The organism is Marinobacter sp. SBS5, assembly GCF_048285575.1.
GTDB lineage: Bacteria > Pseudomonadota > Gammaproteobacteria > Pseudomonadales > Oleiphilaceae > Marinobacter.
In genome coordinates, this window is record NZ_JBLWAZ010000009.1 from 41834 (window position 1) to 62816 (window position 20983).

General features: G+C 47.1%; 16 protein-coding genes and 2 pseudogenes. 2 read left to right on the plus strand and 16 right to left on the minus strand.

The genetic code is table 11. From position 1 onward, the window contains the following. Positions 1 to 39: 39 nt before the first annotated feature. The 9 genes from ACNQ6O_RS14815 to ACNQ6O_RS14855 all read right to left on the minus strand — a co-directional run bounded on the left by ACNQ6O_RS14815 (position 40) and on the right by ACNQ6O_RS14855 (position 9699). Complete coding sequence (locus tag ACNQ6O_RS14815) at positions 40 to 1137, minus strand: TRAP transporter substrate-binding protein (RefSeq protein ID WP_418053976.1); 1098 nt, start codon at positions 1135 to 1137, stop codon at positions 40 to 42. A 69-nt stretch (positions 1138 to 1206) separates the two neighbouring features. Further along, on the minus strand, positions 1207 to 2391 hold the full coding sequence (locus ACNQ6O_RS14820; protein WP_273045151.1) for a lipid-transfer protein: 1185 nt from the start codon (positions 2389 to 2391) through the stop codon (positions 1207 to 1209). A 534-nt stretch (positions 2392 to 2925) separates the two neighbouring features. Continuing rightward, positions 2926 to 4074, minus strand: a complete 1149-nt coding sequence (locus ACNQ6O_RS14825) for a DcaP family trimeric outer membrane transporter (protein ID WP_323753285.1) — start codon at positions 4072 to 4074, stop codon at positions 2926 to 2928. 414 nt (positions 4075 to 4488) lie between these two features. Further along, positions 4489 to 5484 carry a branched-chain amino acid ABC transporter permease gene (locus ACNQ6O_RS14830; RefSeq protein WP_323753286.1) on the minus strand — a complete coding sequence of 332 codons (996 nt, stop codon included), beginning with the start codon at positions 5482 to 5484 and terminating at the stop codon, positions 4489 to 4491. A gap of 2 nt (positions 5485 to 5486) precedes the next feature. After that, positions 5487 to 6374: a branched-chain amino acid ABC transporter permease gene (locus tag ACNQ6O_RS14835; protein WP_323753287.1), complete on the minus strand. Its 888-nt coding sequence runs from the start codon at positions 6372 to 6374 to the stop codon at positions 5487 to 5489. A 104-nt stretch (positions 6375 to 6478) separates the two neighbouring features. Further along, positions 6479 to 7696 (minus strand): ABC transporter substrate-binding protein, encoded by a 1218-nt coding sequence (locus ACNQ6O_RS14840; protein ID WP_323753288.1) that lies wholly within the window; start codon positions 7694 to 7696, stop codon positions 6479 to 6481. Positions 7697 to 7796: 100 nt separating this feature from the next. Beyond that, positions 7797 to 8519 (minus strand): ABC transporter ATP-binding protein, encoded by a 723-nt coding sequence (locus ACNQ6O_RS14845; RefSeq protein ID WP_053114438.1) that lies wholly within the window; start codon positions 8517 to 8519, stop codon positions 7797 to 7799. Beyond that, entirely contained in the window at positions 8516 to 9322 is an 807-nt protein-coding gene (locus tag ACNQ6O_RS14850) for an ABC transporter ATP-binding protein (RefSeq protein WP_323753289.1), read from the minus strand. Before ACNQ6O_RS14850 ends, ACNQ6O_RS14845 begins: the two co-directional genes overlap by 4 nt. A gap of 149 nt (positions 9323 to 9471) precedes the next feature. After that, a complete protein-coding gene (locus tag ACNQ6O_RS14855; RefSeq protein WP_053114435.1) occupies positions 9472 to 9699 on the minus strand; it encodes an ATP-binding protein in 228 nt (75 codons plus the stop codon). Positions 9700 to 9850: 151 nt separating this feature from the next. On the opposite strand from ACNQ6O_RS14855, the pseudogene ACNQ6O_RS14860 reads away from it, so the two are divergent. Continuing rightward, positions 9851 to 10191: pseudogene (locus ACNQ6O_RS14860) on the plus strand (transposase); the annotation flags it as partial. A gap of 2 nt (positions 10192 to 10193) precedes the next feature. Beyond that, positions 10194 to 10649, plus strand: a pseudogene (locus ACNQ6O_RS14865) (DDE-type integrase/transposase/recombinase); the annotation flags it as partial. A 35-nt stretch (positions 10650 to 10684) separates the two neighbouring features. On the opposite strand, the gene ACNQ6O_RS14870 reads toward ACNQ6O_RS14865, so the two are convergent. The 7 genes from ACNQ6O_RS14870 to ACNQ6O_RS14900 form a co-directional block, all read right to left on the minus strand. Beyond that, positions 10685 to 11818 (minus strand): CaiB/BaiF CoA transferase family protein, encoded by a 1134-nt coding sequence (locus ACNQ6O_RS14870; protein ID WP_053114429.1) that lies wholly within the window; start codon positions 11816 to 11818, stop codon positions 10685 to 10687. 139 nt (positions 11819 to 11957) lie between these two features. Beyond that, positions 11958 to 14729: a LuxR C-terminal-related transcriptional regulator gene (locus tag ACNQ6O_RS14875; RefSeq protein ID WP_418053977.1), complete on the minus strand. Its 2772-nt coding sequence runs from the start codon at positions 14727 to 14729 to the stop codon at positions 11958 to 11960. 23 nt (positions 14730 to 14752) lie between these two features. Beyond that, positions 14753 to 15859, minus strand: coding sequence for an IS630 family transposase (locus tag ACNQ6O_RS14880; protein WP_323753461.1), 1107 nt, complete (start codon positions 15857 to 15859; stop codon positions 14753 to 14755). 221 nt (positions 15860 to 16080) lie between these two features. Further along, positions 16081 to 17319 carry a thiolase family protein gene (locus tag ACNQ6O_RS14885; protein ID WP_053114423.1) on the minus strand — a complete coding sequence of 413 codons (1239 nt, stop codon included), beginning with the start codon at positions 17317 to 17319 and terminating at the stop codon, positions 16081 to 16083. An 82-nt stretch (positions 17320 to 17401) separates the two neighbouring features. Beyond that, positions 17402 to 18964, minus strand: coding sequence for a class I adenylate-forming enzyme family protein (locus ACNQ6O_RS14890; protein WP_323753292.1), 1563 nt, complete (start codon positions 18962 to 18964; stop codon positions 17402 to 17404). A gap of 77 nt (positions 18965 to 19041) precedes the next feature. After that, positions 19042 to 20103 carry an MBL fold metallo-hydrolase gene (locus ACNQ6O_RS14895; protein WP_348423395.1) on the minus strand — a complete coding sequence of 354 codons (1062 nt, stop codon included), beginning with the start codon at positions 20101 to 20103 and terminating at the stop codon, positions 19042 to 19044. A gap of 92 nt (positions 20104 to 20195) precedes the next feature. Further along, positions 20196 to 20972: an SDR family NAD(P)-dependent oxidoreductase gene (locus tag ACNQ6O_RS14900; RefSeq protein WP_418053978.1), complete on the minus strand. Its 777-nt coding sequence runs from the start codon at positions 20970 to 20972 to the stop codon at positions 20196 to 20198. Positions 20973 to 20983 lie beyond the last annotated feature (11 nt).

The following is a 20983-nucleotide window of genomic DNA, read 5'->3' on the forward strand; positions in this document are numbered from 1 at the left end:
TTAGGGAGAGCTCACCTACTCTCCCTAATACCTCAGATGTCAATATTTGTTAGGAAGATAACCTTGCTGAGACCATTTCTTATAGGACTCTGAAAACTCAACCTGACTTCGTAAAACACGCGCAAACGCCGCACTGTTTTCACTATTCTTCGACAGTACTTGGTCTGTTATCTCTTTCAATTTAGTCAAGTCATTTTCAGAAAGCTGAATTGGCGAAGCCCCAGCTTCAGTTATGGCCTTAATTGCCTTACCTTGCAAAAATTCGGTTTCAGAAAGGGTATAAAGTGTTGCTGCCTTACAAGACATTTCAATCAATCTTCTAGTGGGTACCGCCAACTCATTCCATTTGCCCTTATTTATCATGAGGTGAGTTGCAGTGCTCGGCTGGGCCCAATCTGGAACCATGTAGTATCTCGCAATCTCTGGAAAGCCAAACTTTAAGCCCACAAGAGGTTGGCCTAGTTTTGCAGCGTCCACCACACCACGTTCCAACGCCTGATAAGTCTCCGCTGCAGAAATTGAAGATACATTTACTCCAAGTTCAGAAAGAACATCTGCGCCAAAGCCTGCAATTCTGAAGTTCAGGTCCTTAAGATCCTCGATAGAACTGACAGGTGATGTAAACCACCCACCCAATTGAGGTCCGGTAACACCACAAAGAATTGGGTGTATATTTCTCTTACTATAAGCATCAACTAGCAGTTCTTCACCGCCGCCGCTATAATGCCAGGCGATATAGTCTATTGGACCCAAATAAAAAGGGATATATGAGAAAAGTGAAGCTTCAGGCATAGAACCCTGATCATATGCTGTATAAGTGAACCCTGCTGGATACGTTCCTTTTTCAACAGCACTGCTTACCTCAAATCCCGGTATGAGCTCACCCGGCTCATAGGTTCTCAAGGTAACGTGGCCATTCGAAATTTCGCTGAGCCATTTTGAAGCATGAACTATTGCATCAAGACCGGGAACTGTAGTGGGTGCGCCAGTAGGAACTTGCCACCGCACACGCTCAATCTCTTGAGATGACACGGGCGCTGCACCGCTACAAAAACCACTCAACAGTACTAACCTTAATGCCAACTTTTTGGCAGTCCCAGACTTAATTCTTTTTTGTATGTATTTTATGTTAATCATTTCTTTAACTCCTTTATTAGTTTTGTTAATTCAGCTTCTACCAAAAAAATTATAGGATTTCTGAAAGCCTTATCTCGTTCTTTCATATAATGTAACTACAGCTGCGCTACCAAGCCCTAAGTTATGCTGTAATCCAAATCGGGCATTGTCGACCTGACGAGCTCCAGCGTTCCCGCGCAATTGTTGAGTCAACTCAAAACACTGAGCCAGCCCAGTTGCGCCCAAAGGATGTCCTTTTGAAAGAAGACCACCGGAAGGATTTGTAACGAACGTTCCACCGTATGTGTTATCACCATCTTCAACTAAACGCTCACCCTCTCCTGGAGAACAAAGACCAAGAGCCTCATAGGTGATAAGTTCGTTTTGAGCAAAGCAATCGTGCAACTCAATTACGTCAATATCTTCAGGTGCCACTCCAGCTTGCTCATATACTTTTTCGGCCGCCAACTCCGTTAGGCCGGCTCCAACCAACTTAATCATGTCTGGACCTTCGAAAGTATCTTGCAAATCGGAAACCATCGCCTGCGACCTGATTCGAACAGTTGCATCTAACCCATGCTTCAACGCAAATCTTTCCGAAACCACGACAGCAGCTGAAGCTCCACAGGTTGGCGGACATGCCATCATTTTCGTCATTACGCCTGGCCAAATTGATTGAGCATGAAGCACTTCTTCTGTAGAAACTTTTTTCCGAAAAAGCGCCTGAGGATTGTTGAAAGCATGATCACTGGCTTTTGCGCGAATTCGAGCGAACGTTTCGAGCTTTGTTCCGTAAAGATCCATATGAGCCTTCCCTGCCCCGCCAAACAACTTTAACGTTACCGGCAAATCACGCTTATCGAAAAAGGCTTCATCAGCAATCATTTCAAATTTTTCTAAAGGAGAGGGTCGATCACTAAAGACTTGCTCAAGTGCGCCAGGTTTCATCTGTTCAAAGCCTAAAGCTAAGACACAGTCGGCAACACCGCTTTCTACAGCCTGTCGCGCTAAAAACAGGGCGGTTGATCCACTCGCACAGTTGTTATTTACATTGATAATGGGAATTCCGGTCATTCCAACACGGTAAACGGCTCGTTGCCCTGAAGTGCTGTCGCCGTAGACATACCCAACATAAGCCTGATCTAGATGCTTGAGTGAGAGTCCAGCGTCGTTTAATGCCAGCAAAAGTGCATCGGAGCCCATTCTGTCATACATTTCAGAGAAGCCCGGTTTCGCAAACGGCACAAGACTTGTACCAGCGATGAACGCCGCCATTTGAAAGCCTCCTATCAAAATAAATATTTCAAACTTATAAAAATACCGATCCTTAGTTATTAGCTAGCTACACTTTCCGCACTCAACCAATGCGAAAGCCGGTAAATTGTATTAGCTCTATCGAAGACATCTGACTCACCAAAGGCACCGATATCAAACCATTCTTTTAGCCACAAACGGATATTAGTTTCCTATTTCCAAATCATCCCCCCTCAAAAGGGGGGGGGCACGCTTTGCAAGGTAAATTCAATTAAGTCAATAAATTCGATCTTGCCAATTTCAAACTTAATTGTTATTTAGAGAAATTTATTCTCATCGTGAATTTACACTTTTACTTATTTATTATTATCAAAAACACTAGCACAATATATTATTTAAATATTAAAATTCATACTTTGACTTTCCAATAGATTTGCTAAACTCTACACTCCACCAAGTAAAATCCCCCGTTGGCAAGATACCAACGGGGGCAAAATGTCGATTTATATTCGGGATAAGACTTTATTCTATCCAAACATTTTCATATACGGCACGTCAGAAAACATACTGCACCATTCCTTGTAAACGAACTGCATCACCCTCCTCGCCACTTTGTGTTCTACGGCTGTGATAACCGGCCTCAACGCCATAGTTGATACGCTTAGCAGGTGACCAAATATAATTTAGGTAGATGCTTTCCGCTCTGTCGGTCGCTAGCGAAGACATTGCACCCTGGCCAACTGCATCGTCCAAGTCCACCGTTGCAATTCCATAGGCAACATTCACGTTTCCGGTACCAACCGAAATCGTCATACCAACAGTGCCGCCAATACCCTTAATTCCCTCTACAGAGCCGCTAGCGTCAATAAATCCGGCACCACTAGGTGACCCGTAAAGATAGCCCCCCAATCCATCACCATGAGTAAATGCGCCCCTAAGGGTAAATCTATCCGTCACCTTTGAAGCAGCCTCAAAATTTACCCCCCAGCCCAGAATACTTTCATCGCTATCACTAGCAGAATTGTAATATGCGATCTCTCTTAAAACCGTGGAGACGCCATAACTAATAGCGCCATAACGATCTCCATACCGAAAAGTTAAATCGGGATATCCATTCTTTAACTCATCATCAGTACTGGGGCTATTAGTCATATCAACATTGCTTCCGATGTTTCCGGGGTCCTCCAATGCTATGGATAATCCACCGCTCGTATATCGCAACTGTGCTTGGCGTGTAATGTTCCCCTGTCCAAACTGAGCAGTGAAATCAACAACCGGCGTAAAACCCAGGAAACCTCCAAAATTCGTCCATGTTTGCCCTGCAAGAACTCCATTCCATTCACCATATGCATGTCGCAGTCGGAACTGACCGCCTCCACCTCCGTAAAAATCGCCCTCGATAGTTGTGTTGAGCGTGCTTCCGGCGACGGGAGTGGAAGTCTTAAACCCTAATCGACTTTGAAAGGCGTGAAGATTAGCATGTCCCTCCGCCCCCTCCTGACTGTCGAGGGAAATTAGACGGTGGGTAACAGTAGGTCCAATATACCCGTCAACGTCATAAATCATGTCGAGCTTCGCATATCCATAAATGCTAGCCTTCATATCAGCCACATCTAGTTCAAAGGCAGATACCGAACATGTAGAAAACATAGTAATTGCTGCAAGGGCGCTAAGTTTATAGATATTGGTTTTTTTATAGTTCATTAATTGTTTCCTTTTTTAAATTATTGAAACCTACTTGCATCTCAAACTTAATTTGTAATGCTAAAACAATCGTAATGCACCCCTCTGATGGGCTCCCCTCTCAAAAGTGGGGGGGGGCTTGATGCATATATTCGGCTTTCAACGTATATGTCTAACATTTAGAAAATCTAGATCTGTACATTAATTTTTCAGGGCACCAAAAATTAATTCCCACTGCCGGAATAAATCGAATACCCACAAATTTAATTTCAACTTCAGGATATCAGTAGAACTGAGATAATGTCTTTTAGTCACGTAGCTTTTACTTATAGAAATACTGTCTTTATGGATTTTTGCAGGGAGCTAAAAATTTCGTTATTTAGAATGACTAGTAGCTCAATTCGCCAAAATAAAACCAGCCACATTCTGTTTAAATCACCCCAAGTTCTTTTTTATGAATTTTTGGATTTCACCCACAATACCGCTGCGGAACGCCAGAACGGTTAGCACAAAGGTGCCACCCAGGATGGGGTCTACCCAGTCACGTAGCGGGCCCTGCGACAACAGATACTCTATGTTCACCACAAAGGTGGCGCCCACCACCGGTCCGAGCAGCGTGCCCATACCTCCAACCAGTGTCATCAGAATAACTTCGCCCGACATATGCCAATGGGCATCGTTCAGTGACGCCAGCTGGAACACCACGGATTTCATGGAGCCGGCCAGACCCGCCAGCGCGGCGGAGATCACAAAGGCCAGGATCTTGTAGCGATCCACGTTGTAACCCAGCGAGACCGCCCGCGGTTCGTTCTGCTTGATGGCTTTCAGGATCTGCCCGTACGGGCTGCCGACAATGCGCTGCACCAGCAGGTAACAGGTGATAAACACCACCAGCACGAAGTAGTACATGTTGAGGTTGTCTTCGAGGTTAATCAGACCAAACAGCTCGCCCCGGGGGATGCCGTGCATGCCGTCTTCGCCGCCGGTGAATTCCGACTGCACAAAGAAGAAAAACACCAGCTGTGCCAGCGCCAGGGTCACCATGGCAAAGTATATGCCTTGCCGGCGGATCGACAGTAACGCAAAGGCCAGCCCCAACAGGGTGGCCATGGCGGTACCGGCAATAATCCCCATCTCCGTGGTCAGGCCGGAGAAATTACTGAGCAGGTAGCCCGTGGTGTAGCCTCCGGTGGCCAGGAAGGCGGCATGGCCGAAGGACAGCAAACCGGTAAACCCGAACAGCAGGTTAAAGGCCACCGCAAACAAGGCAAAACACAGGATCTTCATCAGGAAGACCGGGTACATCACGAAGGGCGCGGCCAGCAACAACAGCAGCAGAACGCCGTTCACCATCAGTTTCTTGCGGTCCTGGATCTTTTGCTGCTCGACAATGGCTTTGTGGATATCGGCAGGATTAACAGGCTGGTTCATCATTATGCCTCCTTACCGAACAGGCCAGTGGGTCGGATCATCAGCACCACCACCATCACGAGGAAGATAACGGCCGAGGACGCCGGCGGGTAAAAGGTTTTGGTGAGGCCTTCGATCACGCCCATCAGGATGCCCGTGATAATGGCCCCGCCAATGGAGCCCATGCCCCCGATCACCACCACCGCAAAGACCACTATGAGAATGTTGGACCCCATCACCGGAGTTATCGAATAAATGGGTGCCGCCAGCACACCGGCGAATGCCGCCAGCATGACGCCGAATCCGTAGGTCAGGCTCACCAGCAAGGGTACGTTAATGCCGAAGCCCTGCATCAGCTGCGAGTCTTCTGTGCCCGCCCTCAAGTAGGAACCCAGCTTGGTTTTCTCGATGATGAACCAGGTGCCGAAACACACCAGCAGGGCCACCACGATCACCCAGGCCCGGTAGTACGGCAGGAACATGAAACCCAAGTTGATGCCCCCTTTGAACATATCCGGCATGGAATAGCGCAACCCGGACACTCCGTAGATGTTGGTGAGGACGCCCTGGATGATCAGGGCCGCCCCGAAGGTGAGCAGCAGGCTGTAGATGTGATCCTGACCAGCAATGCGCCGGAGCAGGAAGTATTCAATCAACAAGCCGAAAGCGCCAACCAGGACTGGGGCCACAAACAGAGCTACCCAGTAATTGACGCCCAGCAGGTCAAACAGAACCACGGTGACCAGGGCACCGAGCATATACATGGCGCCATGGGCGAAGTTGATGATTTTCAACAGACCGAAGATAACCGCAAGGCCGAGGCTTAACAGGGCGTAAAAGGCACCGTTAATAATCCCGATCAGGAGCTGGCCGGACAGCACAGCAAGAGGAACGCCGAACACCATTGACATGCAACGGACTCCAAATCAGCTAATAAAAATGTATAGTCAAAAGTTATTCGAACCGACCGGCAAGGGCTCTTCAAACTCAATATTCAAGAGCCCATGTCGAAAAATTACCTGTTGTCGGTGACTAGAGGACAAACACTATTTGAAAGGGGACGGAACGCTTCCTCGGCAGGGATTGTGCGGACAATCTTATATAGATCCCATTCCCCTTGGGATTCCTCCGGGGTCTTAACCTGAGCCAAATACATATCATGGACCATACGACCGTCCTGACGAATCCTTCCGTTAGTTGCGAACATGTCGTTGATGGGGGTATTAATCATCTGAGTGCGAACGATCTGAGAGTCGTCGGAGCCCGTAGCTTCGACAGCATTAAGATAATGTATTGTGCTGGAGTAGATACCGGCATGAACCATTGTCGGACGCACACCTGTTTTTTCAAAGAATCGGTCTGCCCAAGCGCGAGCTTCCGGATTCATATCCCAATACCAACCTGTTGTGAGTTGGATCCCCTGAGCAGTCTCGACTCCAAGCGAGTGCACTTCTGTAAGAAAGAGCAGCAATGCTGCGAGTTTCTGGCCGGATTGAGTCAAGCCAAATTCGCCAGCGGTATTGATAGCGTTAATCGCGTCAGCTCCGGCGTTGGCTAGAGCGACCACATCTGCTCCTGAGGCCTGGGCTTGAAGGATGAATGAAGAAAAGTCTGGTGTAGGAAACGGATGGCGAAGGGTCTTTATAACTTCACCTCCACTCGCCTCGACGACACTTGAAACCGCCGCTTCAAGTTCATGGCCTCCACTATAGTCGACAGTCAAAATGAACCATGACTCTCCTCCTTCCTCTACGACAGCACGGGCAGTTCCAACAGCTAACGGATATGTATCGTATACATAATGAATATGGTTCAGAGAGCAATGCTCATTCGTGATACTTGATGCGATTGAGCCCGACACGATGCCTAATTTATTATTCTCTTTTATAACTTCAATGGCCGCTAGAGATACAGAAGAGGCTACAAATCCCGCTACCATATCCACGTCTTCATTCTCTAACCACCGGCGCACTGTGCTTGAAGCCACGTCGGGGCTATTACGATCATCAGCGCTAACGATTTGGATATCAGCCATGCCAACCTTGCCGCCGAAATCATCCACCGCCATCTCCAGTGCAGCAAGGCCATTTGGCCCAACCAAATCTCGGTAGGTACCGGACATATCAGCTAGATAGCCAATTTTCACAATATCGTCAGAAATTTCTGCTTTCGCATCGCTAACGATCACTGCGGACAAAATCATCGCCAAGAAAGACTTTTTCATATTTATCATTTTTATATCTCCAACTAGGTCGCTAATTGTATTGTGGTTTAAAACTAGTGAGTTACTGCACGCCAATATTCCAAACTTCTTTTCCTATTGTTGGCTTTCGCTATACACAGAGATAATGATCCAGCAATGCCCTTTTAGAACTCAGCTCATGTGAGCTAATCTCTTCCACAATCTGGCCGTACTCCAAAACGTAATGGCGATCTGCGAGGGACGCTGCAAAGTGAAAGTTCTGCTCAGCTAGAACGATTGTCAGGCCCTTTTTCTTCAAGGCCACCAACACCTCACCCAACGTTTCCACGATGACAGGCGCCAGCCCCTCGGTAATTTCGTCGAGCAACAGCATATTGGCACCGGTGCGCAGGATGCGCGCCATGGCCAGCATCTGCTGCTCACCGCCAGAGAGCTTCGTCCCCTGACTGAATCGGCGTTCGTAGAGGTTGGGGAACATGGTGTAGATTTCTTCCAGGCTCATGCCGCCGCTGCGCACCACCGGTGGCAGGGTCAGGTTTTCCTGGACGTTGAGTGACGAAAAAATGCCCCGATGTTCGGGGCAATACCCGACACCCAACCTGGCAATATGATGGGGAGCGCAGGACATGGTCTCCTCCCCGTTGATCATGATGGAGCCGGTGCGGCGGCCCACCATGTTCATGATCGCTTTGAGGGTCGTGGTGCGGCCGGCGCCATTGCGCCCCAGCAGGGTTACCAGTTCACCCCGGTGCACCACCATGTCGATGCCATGCAGGATATGGGACTCGCCGTAGAAGGCGTGCAGTCCGGAAACCCGCAGCTGTTCGTATTCCTTGTCCGGTCCGTGACTCATTGGGCGGCCTCCGCACTGGCGGGATTGGTCTCGGTCGCGCCTCGCTCGCCACTACCGTCGGATCCCATGTAAACCTCGCGCACAAGGGGATCGGCAGATACGGTTTCGTAGTCGCCTTCAGTCAGAACGGCCCCCTGGGCCAGCACGGTGATGCGGTCACACAGTTTGCTGACCACGCTCAGGTTATGCTCCACCATCAGCACGGTACGGCCCTTGGCCGCGCTGCGCACCAGTTCCACCACGCGATCCACATCCTCGCTGCCCATACCCTGGGTGGGTTCGTCGAGCAGCAGGATTTCCGGCTCCATCGCCAGCGTGGTCGCCAGCTCCAATGCCCGTTTGCGGCCGTAGGCCAGCTCCACGGTGGTGGTATTGGCAAAACTGGTCAGTCCCACCGCATCCAGCAATTCCATAGCGCGCTCATTGAGCTTGTTCAGACGGGCTCCGGATTGCCAGAAGCTGAAAGAGTTGCCCTCGAACGTCTGCAATGCGACGCGGATATTCTCGAGGGCAGTCATGTGCGGGAACACAGCGGAAATCTGGAAGGACCGAACCACACCCCTACGGGCGATGGCGGCGGATTTCAGAGAGGTGATGTCCTCTCCCTTATAAAGGATCTGCCCCCTGGTCGGGATCAGGAACTTGGTCAGGAGATTGAAAACCGTGGTCTTGCCGGCACCGTTAGGGCCAATTAAGGCATGAATATCGCCCTGCCGAATTTGTAGATCGACATGATCAACGGCCTGAAATCCCCTAAACTTCTTTACGAGGCCTCGGGTTTGCAATACATATGGATTACTCATTTCTTGCCTACTATTTTTGTTTTTGAACTTTGTCCAAAGTATCTTCATAAATCATATGACTCCCCCCCCAAAAGAAGGGGCCGCGTAAAGATTTTCCAATGGCCATCTACTTTGCCCACTCTTCATCGTGAATCTTGTAGCTTTCTGCCTCAGTCGAGAGTTTCGCCTCCCAACACAAGAAGTGTGAGTGGCTGTATCGTCCTGTCGATGATCGGCACCTCCACGTTGTCGTCGCGGAAGAACTCGCCCCAACTGATGAGGTTCTTGGTGGTGGTCAGGATGATCGACCGGTATTCGTAAAGGCTATCGATCAACTGGAGCAAGTTGTAGCGGGCCTGCTGGGTTGACCTGCCCACACCTGACGGGCTGATAAACACCAGGTTTTCCGTTCGTCGTGGAACTGCTAATCCAGCAAGGAAAGTAGCTGGCTCTGTGGCCTGGGGGCTACAGCCACTCCGAGGCGGATGGGTTCTACCCCGTTACTGCGGACATTCCTAAAAAGAGGCACACTGTGCCAAAGGAGTATTCATATTCAGACGCAGAAGATATAGCCCAGAGTTCAAACGCGAAGCCATCGCTTTAACCCGTCAGCCCGGTGTGAGCTGTCGCCAGATTGCCCTAGAGGTTGGTATTAATCCCAACCTGCTGTCTCGGTGGCGCAGAGAAGCGGATGAGGAGACAGACAAGGCCTTCAAGGGCTCTGGTTCTCCCAGAGACGAGGAGGTTGCCCGTCTCAAACGAGAATTGGTTCGCGTGAAGAAGGAGCGTGATTTTTTGCGCGAAGCGGCGGTGTTCTTCGCAAAGGAGTCGCCCTGAGGTATCAGGCGATTCAACGTTGTCGCAGCCATTTCCCAATACGTATTATGTGCCCACGCAGGAAGGAAAGCTCTTTCTGTGCGTGGTTCTCGACCTATACAGCAAGCTGATCGTTGGTTGGCCCATGCATTACCGGCAGGATCGGCATATGGTGATCAGAGCCGTTGAGATGGCCGTTTGGCAGCGCCAGGGGAAAGTCCCGGTGGTATTGCATTCAGATCGAGGCAGTCAATTTACCAGTGGTGACTACCAGCGATATCTTGGTAGCAACCGTTTGGTAAGCAGCATGAGTGCGGTCGGTCATTGTGGCGATAATGCTGCCTGCGAGGGATTCTTCGGGATGCTCAAGCGGGAGCGAATTCACCACCGGCATTACCGCACTCAGAACGAAGCGCGAGCTGATGTATTCGACTACATTGAGCGGTTCCATAATCCCAGGATGCGACGTAGAGTTGCCGTTCAGGATCGGAAGTTGTCAGCCGTTTTAAAACCGTCCGTGGAAATGGGGTAGAACCCCTCTGACCTTTCGCGTCTAAGATTCTGATATCAATCAGAGAGATTGGATTTGTTATACAAACCTAGCGGTCCCAAAATATTGTCATTGTGCTCACCCAAATCAGGTATACTACCAACCACCTGCTTAGTGAGACTAAACTTAGGTGCGGGTGCAGGCTGCAGCACTCCGTCAATACGAATGAAGCTTTCACGCGCCTGATTATGAGGATGATTTGCAGCCTCAGAAAAATTCAAAATCGGAGCGAAACAAGCGTCTGTTCCCTCCAAAAGCGAACAACATTCAGCCTGCGTACGGGAGCCAAAAAACGCTGACATCTTCGTCTTCGCTATCTGCCAGCAACTCTTATCGTATTGGTCTACAAAGTCTGGATCATCGCTAAAACCACAAATAGAAACTAGCTTTTGGTAAAAATTAGGCTCTAATGCTTGAACGGTAACAAAGCGATCATCGGCACACCGATAAGTGCTGCACCACGGAGCCGCACCACTGAAAAAGTCATTACGGTCGCCATCACTAATGACTCCTTGTTCCCTCAAACTGGCCAGAAGCATCATGTTATAAATTACACCATCAGAAATAGCCGCATCAATCACTTGACCTTGGCCAGTTTTATTGACATGAAACAGTGCAGATAGGATACCGAGCGCCAAAGACATGCTCCCTCCCCCCACATCACCCTGCAAAGTTGGCGTCGGGAACGGAATATCCCCTGGCAAACCGCCGTAAAAAAGAGCTCCTGTGATGGCAGAAAAGTTCAGGTCATGACCGGCCGAAGGCGCTAGCGGTCCCGTCTGTCCCCATCCAGTCATCCGACCGTAGATTAGTTTTGGATTTTTTTCGAGGCATACCTCTGGTCCAATCCCCAATCTCTCCATAACGCCAGGGCGGAAACCCTCCACGAGCACATCAGCCTTTGCAACTAAACTCAAAGCAGCCTCAACATCACTACATTTGCTGAGGTTTAGTGTGATTGACTTCTTACCTCGTTTAAAAAATGCAGCCTTTCCCATCAAAGTGGGATCAACTGTTGCAGCGTTTGAATTCATCACTTTGCGTTCAATTAGCACAACTTGGGCTCCCAAGTCAGCTAACAGCATACCCACTATCGGCGCTGGACCAATCCCTGCAAACTCTACAACTTTGACTCCCTCAAGAGGCCCCATAAAAACTCCTAATATTCCGAGATGCTTTCGATCGAAATGGCATTTAATTCAGCAGTATTACTTTACTCTCGCGGCCCAAAATACTAACCAAAAATAAACAACCTTCCCCCCCTCGAAAGGGCGGGACAGGGAGGGAAGGTTAATTTATCAGTTTTAGACTATGCGCCCTTTTTAAGGCTTGAGTTCGGCTGGAAACGCCCAATTTACTGTATAGGTTTTTTAGGTGCCATTTGACAGTACCCTCGGATATTCCTAATAGGTTCGCAACTTCCTTATTAAATAGACCATCCCCAATTAGTTCCAGAATCTCACGCTCCCTTTCAGTAACCTCTGATGCACTCAAGAGTTCGAGATCAGAAATGTCAGATGGTAACGAGTCAGATTCAAGGTCTTTTTCAAAATTGCCTAACAATTTTGGTGCAGGTTCCATATTGTTTACTAAGCCTTCAATATAAGGCATCAACCGCATTTCGTGTGCGTCTAAACTTGAAGCAATATTTTTTAGAAGACACTGCCCACCTTGAAGTTCATCTGCAAAGGTTCTAAACATGCCTTGCGCTTGACCTAGTGCGAGTGCTGGAATTAAGCTTTTCTTAGCCGCCTTGGTTTGGCCAATTTTCCACTCTCCAAGCGCAGCCAGCATTCTGAATTTAGCACTACGATAAAACGCACCCTGACGGTCTAGAACAGTAATACGCTCATGCAACTCCTTTATAAAACCCTTGGATGGTTGATTAAGGAGTTCAATTCGTGCCTTCGATATTAGCCAATCATCATGTAGGAGTTCTTTAGCAATAACATCCGGATTCACGGTCTCAAGATACTGTTCAAAACGCCCTAGCTCTCTCGTTGCTGATACCCCATCACCCTCCCAAATATCAGACTGAATACGCTCTGCATAGCAGTGGCCCTCCAGTCGGACCCACCCTCTTTTCATGGCAACCTTTTCGAGCTTATCCAGTAATATCCAAGATTCTGCTTTTTCTCCGCGCAGCTTACTTATTCGAGCAAGAAGCGAATAAATGGTTTGTGCTGTTATCAATAGGCAGGCGTCCAAAGAGCCCGTCATTGCAGATGCCAATAATTCCTCCGCCTCCTCTATTTTGTTACGCTCATAGCAAAGCTCGGCCAAGCTCGCGATGGCTGTCACAGAAGCCATCGAACGCCGACCGGCGATTTTTTCAGAAATCGCTAAAGACTCTCCCAGCAATGCTTTAGCTCTATCTAAGCGTCCACGCCAGAACCAGGCCAAGCCTTCAAAACTTTTTCGGTATCCCTCACCGAAGTGAAGCTTATTGGTCATTCGAGCTGCTTGCCGCTGTACCTCAACTATCTCATCAAAACGCATTTGATGGAGATAAATATAGCCTAGGACATTGAAGACCACTTCGTACTCAAATCTATTGAGCTCACTAGGCGCTTCCATCAATGGCTCCGCAGAGCGCCTAGCGTCTTCCAATCGGTCCTCAAGTAGTCCAAGTAGCGATGACGTTGTCTGTATTTGTTTTTGCAAATCCTCTCTTCTTTCCATCAAATCAACATCATCACTTTTCTGCAAGTCAGACTCTATCTCATGAAGCAAGCCATGAATGGGAGGAAGCTCCATCATTAGCATCTGAGCCCGGACGATTGCCAAGCGTATGTCAATATTCTTGCTCAACTCATGCTCTGGTATTTGCTTTCCCCAATTGACCAGTGTGGCCGTTCGGCTTTTTTCTAGCATTTCCGATGCACAGCGTTCGATGAACGTTTTAGCAAGATCTGAATTACCAATGGCTAAAGCGTGACTCACTGCTTCAGACCACAACTCATGAGCGACGAACCAGTTGCAAGCAAGACGATGAAGGGCTAACACCTCCTTTTTACCTAACTGACCCAAACGTTCTCGAAGAAAATCAGAAAATAACCGATGAAACCGGAACCACTCATTATTGTCATCAAGCGAAAATATAAACAAATTCAACCGAGACAATTTCTCTAAAAAGGCATTCCCATCGCTTACCCCACCAACCACCTCGCATAGCGATACGTTGAAGCGCTCTAAAATTGAGCAGCGTACAAGGGCTTCCTCACAATCTGAAGGTAATAGTTCCACTAATACCTCATGGAGGTAGTTTTTAAGATCCTTCGATCCGCTTGCAAATTCATTAAGGAATTGTTTTGGTTCTTTGCGAAGCCTTGGTGACAAAGCCGCCATTTGCACGCCGGCAACCCATCCCTCGCTAACCTCGTAAAGCAATCTCGCGACGTTCTTAGGTAGATCCAACTCAACAACTTCGTTTAGAAACATCTCAAGCTCACTAAAATCCATTCGAAGATCAGAGACACCCAAGATTAACAATTGGTTTTCCAACTTCAGCTTAGATAGCCGTATGGGAATTTCGGATCTGGCTGCAATGATAATATGGAGATTTTCGGGTCGATTCTGTATCAGACGCAACATTAGCGAGTGAATTTCAGGATTAGTAATGCAGTGGTAGTCGTCTAATGTAAGTAGGATTTCCTCTCGAGAGGCCTCTAACTCGGCGAGCAAAATCGATTCAACAACTTCAATCGATGAAGATAGTTCAGAGTTAATCGCTAAAATAGATTCATTGCAGAAATTCGACTTCGTTATTGACAGTGAGGCGATGAGATATGATAAGAATCGTTTTTCTGAGTTGTCTTCTTCTGAGAGACTTAACCAAGCTATAAGCTTATCTTCACCTCGATACATGTCCGCCCATTGGCCAACGATTGTAGTCTTTCCATACCCTGCAGGCGCCTGGACTAGTGTCAAAGCATGCTTCATGATTGCCGGGGCAAGACTCTCCAGCCGTTTTCGGGAAAAGCGAGGCTGAGACCTCCTTGGCGGTGAAAGTTTGGTCGGAATCAACGGCAGGCGCCAATTCGAACTCAGATGATGTCGCATGCCTCTTAGATCTTGTTTTTGCCTCATTCCAGCCCACCAAATATAGCGCCTATTAAATTTACACGCTTATTATCGATTAAGCGCAAAATTGCCATGCCAATGATACAATCGTGTCCAGTAGTTTTATTCCACCGGAAGGGCTTGGCCAGTTTTTCGTTGTGAACCGTAATACACTTCTTAATCCCTGACTTCGATTCACCAACGCTAATTGAATTTCCTCGATAAAGTGCGCGCCGTTCCAGTTGACCAAACCACTTCTCAACCTCATTCAACCACGACGCGCTGGTTGGGGTGAAATGCACCTTGAACCGAGGATTCTTGGCGAGCCAGGCTTTGACCTCCAAGGTGTTGTGAGAAGAGTTGCTATCTAAGATGATACACAGCTGCAGATCCTGCGGAGCTTCCCAATCAATCTGTCTTAAAACATCTATAAATTCCAAGGCGTGATGACTCTGGGCGACACGGCCAATAACTTCGCCCGTCAAAATGTTGAAGTCCGCGTAAAGGCTTGTCGTGCTATGTTGCTTGTAATCGTACGGATGACGCTCAACTTGGCCTGGCTTGAGCTGTAGATTTGGGTGTGTTCGATCGAACGTCTGAATTTGGGTCTTTTCATCAACAATGAGGACCAGCGCATTGTCCGTCGGATTCAGATAAAGGCCGACAATGTCGCAAACTTTCTCGAGAAAATACGGATTATTCGTGATTTTAACGTAGTGAGCCGTTGCGGCTTCAAATTTAACGCATTCTTCAGCTAATGTACTTGCCAACACGCGCCCCCGGCATGTTCGTATGAGGCTGATACTCCAGTGCAAGGCTTGTATCGGACCCTGATGAACCGTGTGCTCATAAATTTTGACGTCTCCACGGTTCAGTTTTCGGTGCTGGCTCAGGCGCGGTGAATCATAAAACCCTTTAAAATCTCGCACACGGTAGCGCTTGCGCCACTTGAATACCATTTGAGTGTTAACCTGAAGCAAGCTGGATATCCCTGGGACCGTCTCGCATGCATTCCCTATGAAATGAAGACTGACACGATGAACTAGGCGTTTGATCAAAGTGCTGGCTCGGCACCTGCCATGGAGTTTCAATTGATCGTTTAGGGTCAGATTAAATGGAGCTATCGGCATGGGCACAATTGAATACTTCTCTTACTGACAGAAAAACTTCAATCATAGATGATATTAATCAGACGGCGCACTAAATCACCCTTTAGGGTTGAGGAACGACAATACAAAATTTTCAGTCTCAAATAATCCAATTGATCCATTGAGTCAACAGGTCGAAAAGCTTGAGTTGCCATGGCGGGACACTCTATATGCGCCCCGACATGGCCCATGCTAACCTTGTACTATTTAGAAAAAATATTTACTACAGCTGTAGCTTCCTCAACTCCGTAAATGCCGCCGCCATTTTCTTGAATGGCGATTTGAGCATTTTCGACTTGCCTTTTTCCAGCTTCGCCTCTCAATTGAGTCACTAGCTCATAAACTTGCCCTATTCCGGTTGCGCCAATCGGGTGCCCTTTGGATTCCAGACCGCCCGATGGATTGATGGGAATTCGGCCTCCTACAGTGAACTCGCCAGCTTCAGCAGCCCACCCAGCCCCACCATATGGCGCTAGCTGGAGATTCTCTGCCTGTATTATTTCCCCCATCGCAGTCGCATCGTGAACCTCGGCTACGTCAATATCGGTTGGAGCAACGCCAGACTTTTCATAAGCATCTTTAGCAGCTAAAGCAGTTAGGTGATTTTCAAAATCATCGAAACTTCGATCTGAGCTCGATCGCACAACACTGGCAAGCAGCCTAATGGCTCTTGAGCTGTCTCCCTTAAGCCTCTTTAGCCCCGCAGCGCTACACAAAACCGCAGCCGCCGCGCCATCCGAAATAGGAGCGCACATCGGCAATGTAAGTGGGTAAGTAATAGGCGGTGCGGCCAAAACCTCCTCGATAGTATACGCAACCTGATACTGCGAGAGAGGATTATGAACAGAGTGTCGATGGTTTTTTGCGGATACGGCAGCGATTTGTCTTTGGGTCGTTCCGAATGTTTTCATATGGAACCGGGAGAACGCTGCATACACATCCATAAACATGGAATATGGTCTAGGGGACTGAGAGCCCTCCGGGCATTCGACTCCCTCCCCCATCTTTAAGAGGATGTCCCGGTTATCACTCACGGTTTCAACATCCCAAGCAGAGTCAAACGCCGAAAACATTTTTGCCTTATCAGGGCTGTTCATTTTCTCTACGCCCACAGCAATTGCGATGTCACAAGACCCGCTCCTAATAGCGTTCTCTGCCAAATGAAGGGCTGTGCTAGCAGATGCGCAAGCCCCCTCAAGGTTAAAGATAGGAATGCCCTCAAATCCCATCGACCGCAAAGCAACGTGACCAGGAATCATATGTTGATCATGCATTAAACCGATAACGCAAGAGGCGAAAAATGCTTGCTTTACATCAGCCTTGCTAGCTCCAGCATCAGTAAGCGCCTGCTCGATAGCCTCTCTCGCCAGTTCCTTATAACTATGATCAAAATGACGACCAAATTTTGTCATACCAACGCCGGCGACAAAAATATCTTCCATTATATTTCTCCGAGATTAGAACTTTTAAATCACAAATTTGACATTTATTGTCACTATGATTTATGACTTTTTTACCTTGCTATTACGAAATTTTCCGTTCACCTTTCCAGTATTTTTCACGCACTTTCCTGCGTAAAACCTTACCAACCACACTAGTAGGAAGCTGATCGACAATCATTAGAGATTTTGGCGCTTTGTATCCACCGATCAGACCTTTAACATGCGCAACTAATTCATCTTCGCCTACATCACAACCTTCGCGTAAAGTAACCTCAGCATGAACCGCCTCGCCCCACTCTTCATGCGGGATACCAACAACTGCCGACATTAAAATTGAAGGGTGGCTATTAAGTGCCGCTTCGACTTCATTAGCATAAACGTTAAAGCCACCTGAAATAATCATATCTTTTTTCCGGTCAACCAAGTAAATAAATCCTTCATCATCCATATAACCAAGGTCGCCCGACTTCCAAAATCCGTCCTTAAACTCAGCCCCAGTTTGCTCAGGAGCATTTAAATATCCGAGACATATACTTCGGGAACGTACCCAAATCTCACCGGTTTCTCCCTTCTGGACCTTCTCACCTTTTTCGTTCACGATTATGCATTCAACGCCAGGGGTCGGCTGCCCAGCTGAACTAAGCCTAACCTCATCTTCTTCTCTATTAATCAAATGCTGACTCGTCCCCATGTTCGACGCAAAACCAAAATGTTCGGTAGAGCCATAACACTGAACAAAAATATTCCCAAGTTTTTCTTGCAACTGTTTAAGCTTTCCGGGACTCATAGGCGCAGCGCCATAGATCACGAACCTCAGAGAACTCAAATCTGAATCGATCTCAAGCATACGATAAAGTATCGTGGGAACAAGAAACGTGAGCGTCGCTTTTTCTTTTTCAATGTTTTTGCAGTATAGATTCAAGTCAGCTTCATTTTGTGTAATGGTGCAACCACCAGAATACAACGTTGGCAAAAATAACATACCACTCCCGTGACTTATTGGTGCAATATGAATGCATCTGGGATTTCTGATCCATGCATCCTTATCTTGCAAGGCAAATGCCGTGTCACGGCAGCTAAGCCAGTTATCAATGCTGTACATTGCTGGTTTACCCTTACCTGTTGTACCTCCTGTAAACCGAATTATTGCGCAATGTTCTCTGTCATCAACGACTATATCTGGATTATGATCCGACGCCTTGTTGACCAAATCCCAGAAATAGAAAACACCATCAAGACTTTCTTTAGGCTCATCCATTACAATCACAGTAACGTCTCTATCCCGTAGCATCTTGTAATGAGAGTCGAGGAGCTCATTTTCAATAAATGCCACTTTGGCACCAGAAGCTTCAACTTGCCAAGTATGTTCTTCCAAGGAATCTCTAAAGTTTGTAAAAGCTCCGGTCACACAACCTTTAAAAATAGTAGGAGCATGAAGTAACGAAAGATTGTCGTTATCCAAAATATTAACAAACCTATCACCAGCACCGAGCCCTAAAGACGTCATCATGTTTACAATTCTGTTAGTCAGTGCATGAAACTCTGCGAAGCTGTAGCGCCTATTACGCTCAATATTTACAATAGCTTCACATTCACCATATCGATTTGCCAAATTTTCCATGTGATTACTGAAATTAATTTTCATAAATTCCTCGCTTGTTAGGACTTATTTTTATATAAGCTATGGTCTCAGGTCATTATTTAATCGAAACAGTAAAATAACTATTTTTCAACTAAAATTGAGCGAAACTCTATAGCGTCAGAAGACTCGTTTTTCTGAATCTTTACTTCTCCCGAATTGACCAGAAAAACTAAGTGCGCAAATGTTTCCTCAAGTGCGAGGCAGCGACCGAAGCCTTTCACCGCGCCCCAACCTACAAAAGATAACAATTCATCTGTAGTTAACCATTGATCAAGCTTTCGAATTAACGTTCTTAACAGGTTGTGATGATGCTCTAAAATCTCGTCAACCCTAGCTATTGCATTGAAAAATATCCTTTCATGCGCTGGTAAAACTAAATAATCTGGGTTAACCCATGACTTTAGATCAGTTAAGCTTTCGAGCCAATTTTTGATAGGATTGTCATTTAAGCTTATTATATCCGTACCTACATGAGGCGTTATGCCTGGAAGCACTTGGTCCCCAGAGATAAATATTCCTAGCTTGTCGTTTTTAAGACATATATGCTCAACGGAATGACCAGATCCGGACCAAATATCCCAATCATTTTCGCCTATAATTATAGATTCGCCTTTTTCAATTATTTTTACTTTCTCTGGGAGAAGACCATAAAGGTTATCCATTACTCTTGCGTATTTCATTAACTCAGGTATTTCTGTATTCGAAACCCCCAAAGTTCTATAGAAAAAGTCATCCTTTTCATGGTCACTGGATAACCTGCTAAACTCGTCACGCCTGGCTTTGGAAATTTCATTCTCGGAGGCATAGACTGGTACTTGGAAATGTTGCTGAATCCAGCCGGAGAGGCCAATATGGTCAGGATGACAGTGTGTAACCAACAATCCAGTGAGCTTTTTTGGCTCAGGTAGTTTTTGTACTATTTCTTCCCAAATTTCCCGATTAGCATCCGAACTTGGGCCACTATCAATGGCAAACCAACCGCCTTTATCTTTAATCAGATAGATATTTATATGGTCAAGCTTTGAGGGAATTGTAAGCCTCGTCCAGAGCAGACCAGCACTGATAGAAACCAGCTCTCCAAATTTAGGAGGAGCTATATTTATTATGTTTCCCTGAGCAACGCTTCTATTGGTGGTATGCACAATTTATCCCTCAACGAACTGTTAAATTTTATTTAATTAATTTAAAAAGAGCCCCCCATTTTGGAGGGCTAAAGGGACACATCCTTTTACCGCTATTTCGCCTGCATAACTGTTGCAGCATCAAGACGGATATAGCGACCATTCATATATCCGTTTTCAACTAGAAATACGCATGCTGAAGCAAACTCATCAACATTACCCATCCGTTTGGGTGCTTCGCACATTTCGATCAAGGCATTTTTCACCTTTGAATCCAGCGCATCTACCATCGGAGTTGCGAATAACCCTGGGGCAATTGAATTGACGCGAATACCGATTGAACCTAGTTCACGTGCTGCTGGAATATTGATTCCGTTAACCCCGGACTTGGAAGCGCCATAAGCGCACTGTCCAAGCTGTCCCTCCCAAGCAGCGCCCGATGAAACGTTAATAATGACGCCCCGTTCACCATTTTGATCCGGTTCATTCAGTGCCATCTTTTCTGCACACTTAGCCATTACTGTATATAGGCCCACTAGATTGACGTTTATTACATTTCTAAAATTATTGATCGAGCCCGCAATTCCATTTTTATCGAGAATCTTTTTTGGGGCTACAATCCCCGCCGCATTTATGTCCACATGGATTGCGCCAAATTTTTGGATCGTTGCGCTAATCGCGGCATCCACATCGTTCTCTTCGGTGACATCAGTGGCTATAAAAATCGCGTTTTCATCACCGAGCTCTTCTACAGCACTCAGTCCGGCTTCTCGGTTCATATCTAGTAAAGCGACCTTTGCCTTTTTCTTTTTCACAAGATAGCGCGCAGTTGCTAGCCCTAGACCCGATGCACCTCCGCTAATCACAACTACTTTATTTTCCAAATTCATGATCTACTCCT

Bases quoted from the DNA above. Each gene is read 5' to 3' on its own strand.
- ACNQ6O_RS14870 (WP_053114429.1), bottom strand. From the start codon at position 11,818: ATGGGGCCTCTTGAGGGAGTCAAAGTTGTAGAGTTTGCAGGGATTGGT.
- ACNQ6O_RS14825 (WP_323753285.1), bottom strand. From the start codon at position 4,074: ATGAACTATAAAAAAACCAATATCTATAAACTTAGCGCCCTTGCAGCA.
- ACNQ6O_RS14900 (WP_418053978.1), bottom strand. From the start codon at position 20,972: ATGAATTTGGAAAATAAAGTAGTTGTGATTAGCGGAGGTGCATCGGGT.
- ACNQ6O_RS14830 (WP_323753286.1), bottom strand. From the start codon at position 5,484: ATGAACCAGCCTGTTAATCCTGCCGATATCCACAAAGCCATTGTCGAG.
- ACNQ6O_RS14840 (WP_323753288.1), bottom strand. From the start codon at position 7,696: ATGATAAATATGAAAAAGTCTTTCTTGGCGATGATTTTGTCCGCAGTG.
- ACNQ6O_RS14850 (WP_323753289.1), bottom strand. From the start codon at position 9,322: ATGAGTAATCCATATGTATTGCAAACCCGAGGCCTCGTAAAGAAGTTT.
- ACNQ6O_RS14885 (WP_053114423.1), bottom strand. From the start codon at position 17,319: ATGGAAGATATTTTTGTCGCCGGCGTTGGTATGACAAAATTTGGTCGT.
- ACNQ6O_RS14845 (WP_053114438.1), bottom strand. From the start codon at position 8,519: ATGAGTCACGGACCGGACAAGGAATACGAACAGCTGCGGGTTTCCGGA.
- ACNQ6O_RS14890 (WP_323753292.1), bottom strand. From the start codon at position 18,964: ATGAAAATTAATTTCAGTAATCACATGGAAAATTTGGCAAATCGATAT.
- ACNQ6O_RS14835 (WP_323753287.1), bottom strand. From the start codon at position 6,374: ATGTCAATGGTGTTCGGCGTTCCTCTTGCTGTGCTGTCCGGCCAGCTC.
- ACNQ6O_RS14880 (WP_323753461.1), bottom strand. From the start codon at position 15,859: ATGCCGATAGCTCCATTTAATCTGACCCTAAACGATCAATTGAAACTC.
- ACNQ6O_RS14815 (WP_418053976.1), bottom strand. From the start codon at position 1,137: ATGATTAACATAAAATACATACAAAAAAGAATTAAGTCTGGGACTGCC.
- ACNQ6O_RS14820 (WP_273045151.1), bottom strand. From the start codon at position 2,391: ATGGCGGCGTTCATCGCTGGTACAAGTCTTGTGCCGTTTGCGAAACCG.
- ACNQ6O_RS14875 (WP_418053977.1), bottom strand. From the start codon at position 14,729: ATGCGACATCATCTGAGTTCGAATTGGCGCCTGCCGTTGATTCCGACC.